1 protein-coding gene (only partly in view) is annotated in these 8,132 nt (G+C 75.4%); it reads right to left on the bottom strand.

The window, feature by feature from the left end:
• Positions 1–58: 58 nt before the first annotated feature.
• Positions 59–8,132 carry the 3' portion of a type I polyketide synthase gene (locus ACLJQM_RS37460; RefSeq protein ID WP_410635052.1) on the bottom strand. The gene runs 11,963 nt beyond the window's last position, so only the last 8,074 of its 20,037 coding nucleotides appear in the window; its start codon lies off the right edge, out of view; the stop codon is at positions 59–61.

Here is an 8,132-nt window from a genome sequence, read left to right as displayed (position 1 = left end):
CGGGGGCATGCCGGAGGCGGCACTTTCGTAGGGAAAGTGCCGCCTCCGGTCGCCTCGGTCAGGCGCGGGTCAGTCCTGGTCGCCGCCCAGGACGAAGCGGACCAGGTCGTCCGCGTCCATGTCGCCCACGTCGCCGTCCTCCTCCGCCCGGGACTCCTCCGGGCGCTCCCGGGCGCTCCGAACGTTCCGCCGCCTCCGAGAGCAGGTCCATCAGGCCCAGCGAACGCAGCTGGTCGAACGACACCGACGCCAGGAACTTCCGGACCCTGGCCTCCTCCGCCGACGCCGGGACGTCGTCCTCGGCGCCGAACAGCTCGCGGTGCAGGTGGGCCGCCACCGCCTGGGACGTCGGGTGGTCGAACACCAGGGTCGACGGCAGCCGCAGGCCCGTGCGCTCGCCCAGGACGTTGCGGACCTCGACCGCGGCCAGGGAGTCCACGCCCATGTCGCGGAACGCCTGGGACGGCTCGATGTCGCCCGGTTCGCCGTAGCCGAGGAGCTCGGCCGCCACCGTGCGGACCAGCTCGAGCAGCGCGTCGCGCCGCTCCGCCGGGTCCAAGCCGGCCAGTTCCTCGTGCAGGGTCGCCTCGGCCACCACCGCGTCGCGTTCGGTGTCCGCCGCCGACAGCGCTTGGCGGACCTCCGGCAGCTCGCTGAGCAGCGGGCTTTCGCGGGGCAGCGTGAACGTCTGCGCGAAGCGGTTCCAGTCGAAGTCCGCCGCGAGCACCGAGCCGCGGACGCCGAGGGCGCGCCCGAACGCCACCATCGCCTCTTCCGGGACCAGCGGCACCAGGCCGTGGCGCTGCATGTGTTCGAGCATGTCGCCCTGCAGGGCCATGCCGGCCTCGCCCCACACGCCCCAGCCGATCGACACGCCCACCAGGCCGCGGCGTTCGCGGTCCTCGGCCAGCGCGTTCAGGTAGGCGTTCGCGGCCGCGTACGCGCTGAGCTTGCCGCTGCCGAGCATGCCCGACACCGACGAGTACAGCACGAAGAAGTCCAGCTGCCGGTCGCCGACGAGCTCGTCCAGGTGCCGCGCACCCTCCACTTTGGACCGCAGGACGCCTTCGACCTCCTCCAGGGTCAGCGCGACGACGTCGGCGCCGTCCTGGGCGACGCCGGCGGCGTGGACGACCCCGCGCAGCGGATCCGACGCCGGGATGGCCGCCAGCACCGCGGCCAGCTGGGCGCGGTCGGCGACGTCGCACGCCACCACCGACACCTCGGCCCCGCGCCCGGTCAGCTCCTCGGCCAGCTCGGCCGCGCCCGGCGCGTCGGGGCCGCGGCGACTGGTCAGCACCAGCCGCCGGACGCCGGCGTCGGCCAGCCAGCGGGCCGTCTCGACGCCGAGCGCGCCCGTGCCGCCGGTGATGAGCACCGTGCCCGGCCCGGCCAGCGCCGGGGTGACCGACGGCGTCTCCGCCGCCGTGGTGCGCCGCAGGCGGCGGCCCAGCAGTCGGCCGTCGCGCAGGGCGATCTGGTCTTCGCCGCCGAGCCCGGCCAGCACGTGCGGCAGGTTCCGCAGGTCGGCTTCGCCGGGTTCGGCGGGCAGCTCGACCAGGCCACCCCAGGCCGCCGCGCGTTCCAGCGCCACCGTGCGGCCGAAGCCCCAGACCGCCGCCTGGCCGACCGTGTCCACGGCCGCGTGCTTGCCCTCGACCGGCAGCGCTTCGCGGGTCAGGCACCACAGCTTGGCTTCGACCTCGGCCCGGGCGAGGGCCTGGACCAGCACCGCGGTGAGCACGACGCCCGGCGGCGCGGTCGGGGCCGCGTCGATCGGCCGCGTGCTCAGCGCGAGCAGCGAGACGACGGCGTCGAACGTCCCCGGCAGCTCGCCGAGCCGGGCGGCGAGGGCGGCCGGGTCGGGGTCGGTCACCGTGACGACGGTGACGTCGCCGGGCAGCGCGCCCAGCACCCGGGTGCCCCAGTCGCCGGTGTCCTCGGGGACGACGGCCAGCCAGCGGCCCGGCCCGGCGGCCCCCGCCGGGGGCTTCAGCGGCGTCCAGTCGATGCGGTACCACCAGCGGTCGACGGCGGCCTCGGTGCGCAGCTTCTCCCGCCACGACGTCAGCGCGGGCAGGACGGCGTCCAGCGCGGCCCGGTCGACTTCCAGCGCCGAGGCCAGTACCCCGCCGTCGGTCGCCGCGACCATGCCCCACAGCCGCGCGTCCGCCGTGCTCTCGCCGCCCGCGGAGACGGCCTGCGGGGCCGGCTCGGGCCAGTAGTTCTTGCGCTGGAAGGCGTACGTCGGCAGCGGCACCCGCGCCGTGACGCCGGCCCGCTCGTAGAAGGCGGTCCAGTCGATCGTGACGCCCTGGGCGTGCGCCCCGGCGACCGCGGTGACCACCCGGCGCCAGTCTCCTTCGCCGGTGTGCAGCGTTTCCTGGAACACCAGGGGTTCGCCGGTGCGGTCCATGGTCTGTTCGAGGGCCATCTTCAGCACCGGGTTCGGGCTGGGTTCGACGAACGCGCTCGCGCCGCCGGCCACCATCGCGTCGGCCGCTTCGCCGAACAGCACGGTCTGGCGCAGGTTCCGGTACCAGTACGCGGCGTCCAGCTCCGCGGTATCGAGCAGCCCGCCGGTCACCGACGAGTAGAACGGCACCGCCGAACTGCGCGGGGACACCGGGGCGAGCAGCTCCAGGAGGTCGTCCTCGAGGAGCTCGACCTGCGGCGAGTGCGCGGCGAAGTTCACCCCGGCCAGGCGCCAGCGCATCATGCCTGCCGCCGAGAGCCGCTTTTCCAGCTTCGCCATGGCGGTTTCGTCGGCGGAGACGGTGACCAGCTTGGGCCCGTTCACCGCGGCGATCGAGACGTCGTCGCCGACGAGCGCGCGGACGTCGTCGACCGGCGCCACCACCGACAGCATCACGCCGGTGCGGGCCAGCTTCTGCCGGATCAGGCGGCTGCGCAACGCGACCACCCGGGCACCGTCCTGAAGGGACAGTCCACCCGCGACGCACGCGGCGGCGATCTCGCCCTGCGAATGCCCGGCGACCGCGGCCGGTTCGACGCCGAACTCCCGCCACAGCGCGGCGAGCGACACCATCACCGCCCACAGCGCGGGCTGGACGATGTCGACCTCTTCGAGGGCTTCGGCGTCGTCGAGGACGTCGAAGAGGGACCAGTCGACGAACTCGCTCAGCGCGGCGGCGCACTCGGCCATCGTCGCGGCGAACACCGGGGACGCGGCCAGGAGGTCCTTGGCCATGCCGGCCCACTGCGAACCCTGGCCGGGGAAGACGAACGCCGGGGTGCGCGTGCCGAACGCCCGGCCGGTCACGACGTCCGGGGCGGCCTCGCCCGCCGCGACCGCGGTGAGCGCGGCGGTGAGCCCGGCCCGGTCCTCGCCGACGACGACGGCCCGGTGCGCGAACGAGGTCCGGCCCGCCAGCGCGCGGCCGACGGCGGGAACGTCCTGGCCGTCGAGGTGCGTCAGCAGCCGTTCGGCCTGGCCGCGCAGGGCGCCGGCGGTCCGGCCGGACAGCACCCACGGCACGATCGACGGCGGCTGCGCCGGTTCGGGCGCGGGCACCGGTGCCGGGCCGGCTTCGAGCACGGCGTGGGCGTTGGTGCCGCTGATGCCGAACGACGACACCGCGGCCCGCCGCACGCGACCGGTTTCCGGCCACGGGCGGGCGTTCGCCAGCACCTCGACGCCGCTGTCGTCCCAATCCACGTGGGACGATCGCGTTTCCGTGTGCAGCGACCGGGGCAGCACGCCGTGGCGCATCGCGAGGACCATCTTGATGATCCCGGCGACGCCCGCGGCGGCCTGGGTGTGCCCGATGTTGGACTTGACCGAGCCGATCGGCAGCGGGGCGCCGCGGTCGCGGCCGTAGGTGGCGATGAGGGCTTGCGCTTCGATCGGGTCGCCGAGCGCGGTGCCGGTGCCGTGCGCCTCGACCGCGTCGATGTCCTTCGTGGACAGTCCGGACGCGGCGAGGGCCTGGCGGATCACGCGTTGCTGCGACGGGCCGTTCGGCGCGGTCAGGCCGTTGGACGCGCCGTCGGAGTTGACCGCGGAACCGCGCACGACGGCGAGGATCTCGTGGCCGTTGCGGATCGCGTCGGACTGCCGTTCCAGCACCAGCATGCCGACGCCCTCGGCGAAGCCCAGCCCGTCGGCGTCGTCGGAGAACGCCTTGCAGCGCCCGTCCGCGGCGAGCCCGCGCTGGCGGCTGAAGCCGATGAAGGTGCCCGGCGTGGCCATCACGGTCGCGCCGCCGGCCAGTGCCAGCTCGCATTCCCCGCTGCGCAGCGCCTGCGCGGCCAGGTGCAGGGTGACCAGCGACGACGAGCACGCCGTGTCGACGGTCAGCGTCGGGCCTTCGAAGCCGAAGGTGTAGGCGACGCGGCCCGAGGCGACGCTCGGGGAGCTGCCGTTGCTCTCGTAGCCGTCGGTGTCGGCGAGGTGGTTGAGCGTCAGGCCGTAGTCGTTGTACATCACGCCGACGTACACGCCGGTGCGGCTGCCGCGCAGGCTCACCGGGTCGATCCCGGCGCGCTCGACGGCCTCCCAGCCGGTCTCCAGCAGGAGGCGCTGCTGGGCGTCGGTGGCGAGGGCTTCGCGCGGGTTCATCCCGAAGAACTCGGGGTCGAACTCGCCCGCGTCGTGCAGGAAACCGCCTTCGCGGGTGTAGGTCGTGCCCGGGTGGTCCGGGTCCGGGTGGTAGAGCGAGGCGACGTCCCAGCCGCGGTTGGCCGGGAACGCCGTGATGGCGTCGCGTTCCTCGGTGAGCAGCCGCCAGAGGTCCTCGGGCGACGCCACGCCGCCCGGGAAGCGGCAGCTCATGCCGACGATGACGATCGGGTCGCCGGCCACCGCGGCGGGCGTCGGGGCCGCGTCGGCGACCGCGCCGGAGCCGAGCAGCGCCTCCAGGAGGTGCTCGCCCAGCGCGGCGACGGTCGGGTAGTCGAACACGGCGGTGGCGCCGAGCCGGACGCCGGTCGCGCCGTCGAGCCGGTTGCGCAGTTCGAGGGCGGTCAGGGAGTCGAACCCGAGCTGCTGGAACGTCTGGCCGGCGTCGATCGCGCCGCCGTCGGCGTGCCCGAGCACCTGCGCGACCTGGGTGGTGATCAGCTCGCGGACGGCGCGGGTGCGCCCGGCGGCGTCGAGCGCGCCGAGCCGCTGGACCAGCCCGACGGCCGCTTCGGCACCCGCCGCGGACCGCTTGAGCGGGACGCGGATGAGGCCGCGCAGCACCGGTGGGACGTCGCCCATCGCCCGCAGGACCGGCAGGTCGAGCCGGACCGGCGCGACGTCGGGGACGCCCGCGGCGAGCGCGGCGTCGAACAGGCTCGTGCCCAGTTCGGCGGGGATGGCCGGGGTGCCGGCGCGGGCCATCCGGGCGAGGTCGGCGTCGGACAGGTCGCTGGTCATGCCGCTGCCGGTCGCCCACGGACCCCAGCCGAGCGAGGTGGCGGGCAGGCCTTCGGCGTGGCGATGCCGCGCCAGGGCGTCGAGGAACGCGTTGGCGGCGGCGTAGTTGGCCTGGCCCGCGGTGCCGACGGTGCCGGCGACCGAGGAGAACACGACGAACGACCGGAGGTCGCGGGTCAGTTCGTGCAGGTTCCAGGCGCCGGCGGCCTTCGGGGTGAGGACGCGGCCGAGGCTGTCCGGCGTCTGGGAAGCCAGGACGCCGTCGTCGAGGACACCGGCGCTGTGCACGACGGCGGTCAGCGGGTGCTCGAGCCCGTCGATGAGGGCCCGCAGCGCGTCCCGGTCGGCGACGTCGCAGGCGGCGGTGGTGACTTCGGTGCCGTGCGCGGCGAGTTCGGCGACGAGGGTGGCGACTTCGGCGGGGTCTCCCCCGCTGCGGCTGACCAGCAGCAGCCGCCGCATCCCGTGCTCGGCGGCGAGGTGGCGGGCGAAGACCGCGCCGAGGCCGCCGGTGCCGCCGGTGATGAGGACGGTGCCCTCGGGGTCGCCGAATTCACGTGCTTCGGACTGGACCGCAACGCGGGCGAGCCGGCCGCCGTGCACCTGGCCGTTCCTGACCGCGACCTGCGGTTCCTCGGCCGCCAGGGCGGCTTCGAGGTGGTCGCCGGTGTCGTCGAGGTCGACGAGCGCGAGCCGGCCGGGGTGTTCGGCCTGTGCGGAGCGGACCAGGCCCCAGACAGCCGCGGCGACGGGATTGCCGTCGGTGGCCCCGCGGGTGACGACGGCCAGGCGGGTTTCGCGGAGGCGGTCGTCGGCGAGCCAGCGCTGGAGGAGGTCCAGGACACGGGTGGTGACGTCGAGGGCGGCGGCCGCGGGGTCGTCGCCGGGCGGGTCGAGCAGCGGCAGGACGACGAGGCCGGGCGCGGCGGTGGCGGCGGCTTCGAGGTCGGCGAAGGTCGCCGCGCCGGGAAGCACCTCGTTCGCCCCGAGGACTCCGGCGTCGGCCGGATCCTTCGGCTCGACGGCCAGCGGGGTCCACGTGAGGCGGTACAGGTTCTCCTGGCTCACCTGCCGCACTTCCGCCGGCTCGCGCAGGCGCAGCGTGGCCACCTCGGCGACCACCGCTCCCGACGAGTCCGCGATCGCGAGCGAAACCCCCGGCCCGGCACGGGAAATCCGCACCCGGACCGAAGCCGCGCCGGTGGCGTGCAGCTGCACACCCTCCCACGCGAAGGGCAAGCCGGCCTCGCCACCGAGCAGGCCGATCGCGTGCAGGCACGCGTCGAACAGCGCCGGGTGCAGGCCGAACGCGCCCGCCTCCCCCGCGTCGCCGGTGGGCAGGGCCACCTCGGCGAAAACCTCGTCGCCCGCTTGCCACGCCGCCCGCAGGCCGCGGAACGTGCCGTCGTAGGACAAGCCGCCGTCGGCCAAGCGCTCGTAGTGACCCGAAAGATCCACCGGCTCGGCGGCGGGCGGCCACGGGAAAGCGGCCGCCGCCGCCCGCTGGGGCCCGAGCACGCCGGTCGCGTGCCGGACCCACGTCAGGTCGTCGCCGTCCTCCGGTCGCGAGTGGACGGTCAGCGTCCGGTGCCCGTCCTCGCGCGGCGCGGACACGCGCAGCTGCAGCTGCACCCCGCCCCGCTCGGGCAGCACCAGCGGTGCCTCCAGCGTGAGGTCGTCCAGGCACGGCGTCCCGGCTTCGTCGCCGGCCCGCAGCGCCAGCTCCGCGAACACCGTGCCAGGCAGCACCACCGTGCCCCCGACGACGTGGCCGCGCAGCCACGGGTGCCCGGACACCGACAGCCGGCTCGTCAGCAGCACCTCGCCCGACCCGGCCGGGCGCACCACGGCGCCGACCATCGGGTGGCCGCCGACGCCCAGGCCGGCCGCCGTCGCGTCGCCGCGCGGGGTCGCGCCGCCGCGCGGCCAGAACCGTTCGCGCTGGAACGCGTACGTCGGCAGCTCCACGTGCCGGCCACCCGGCAGCACCGCGGGCCAGTCGACCCGGGCGCCCACCACGTGCAGGCCGGCGAGCCCGGCCAGCGCGGCCCGCGGCTCGGGGGTTTCCTTGCGCAGCAAGGGGACCGTGACCGCGTCGGCGAGGGTGCCGGCCGTCATGGCGGAGAGGACGCCGTCCGGGCCGAACTCGGCGAACACGCGCACGCCGTGCTCGTGCAGCGCCGTCACGCCGTCGGCGAAGCGGACCGTCCGGCGGACGTTGGCCACCCAGTGGTCCGCGGTGAAGTCCGTGACGAGCGCGCCGGTGACCGTCGACACCACCGGGATCCGCGGCGCCGAGTACGTCAGCTCCTCGGCGACCGCACGGAATTCCTCGAGCATCGGGTCCATCAGCGGCGAGTGGAACGCGTGGGACACCGTGAGCCGCTTGGGCTTCTCGAACCGCTCGGCCACGGCGAGCACCGCTTCTTCGGCGCCGGCGAGCACGACGGCGTCCGGCCCGTTGACCGCGGCGATCGCGACGTCGTCACCCAGCAGCGGCTCGACTTCCGCGGCGGTGGCGCGCACGGACACCATCGCTCCGCCGGAAGGCAGCGCGCCCATCAGCTCGGCGCGTGCCCGCACCAGCGTGCACGCGTCGGCCAGGGTCAGCACGCCGGCGACGTGCGCGGCCGCGACCTCGCCGACCGAGTGCCCGAGCACGTAGTCCGGCCGCACGCCCCACGACTCGAAGAGCCGGTACAGCGCGACTTCGAGGGCGAACAGCGCGGGTTGCGCCGCGGCCGTGTCC

It is taken from the genome of Amycolatopsis sp. cmx-4-83, from assembly GCF_046548815.1.
GTDB classification, from domain to species: domain Bacteria; phylum Actinomycetota; class Actinomycetes; order Mycobacteriales; family Pseudonocardiaceae; genus Amycolatopsis; species Amycolatopsis pretoriensis_A.
Note: the sequence above shows the minus strand (reverse complement) of the source record. Positions and strands in the feature narration are given on the sequence as shown.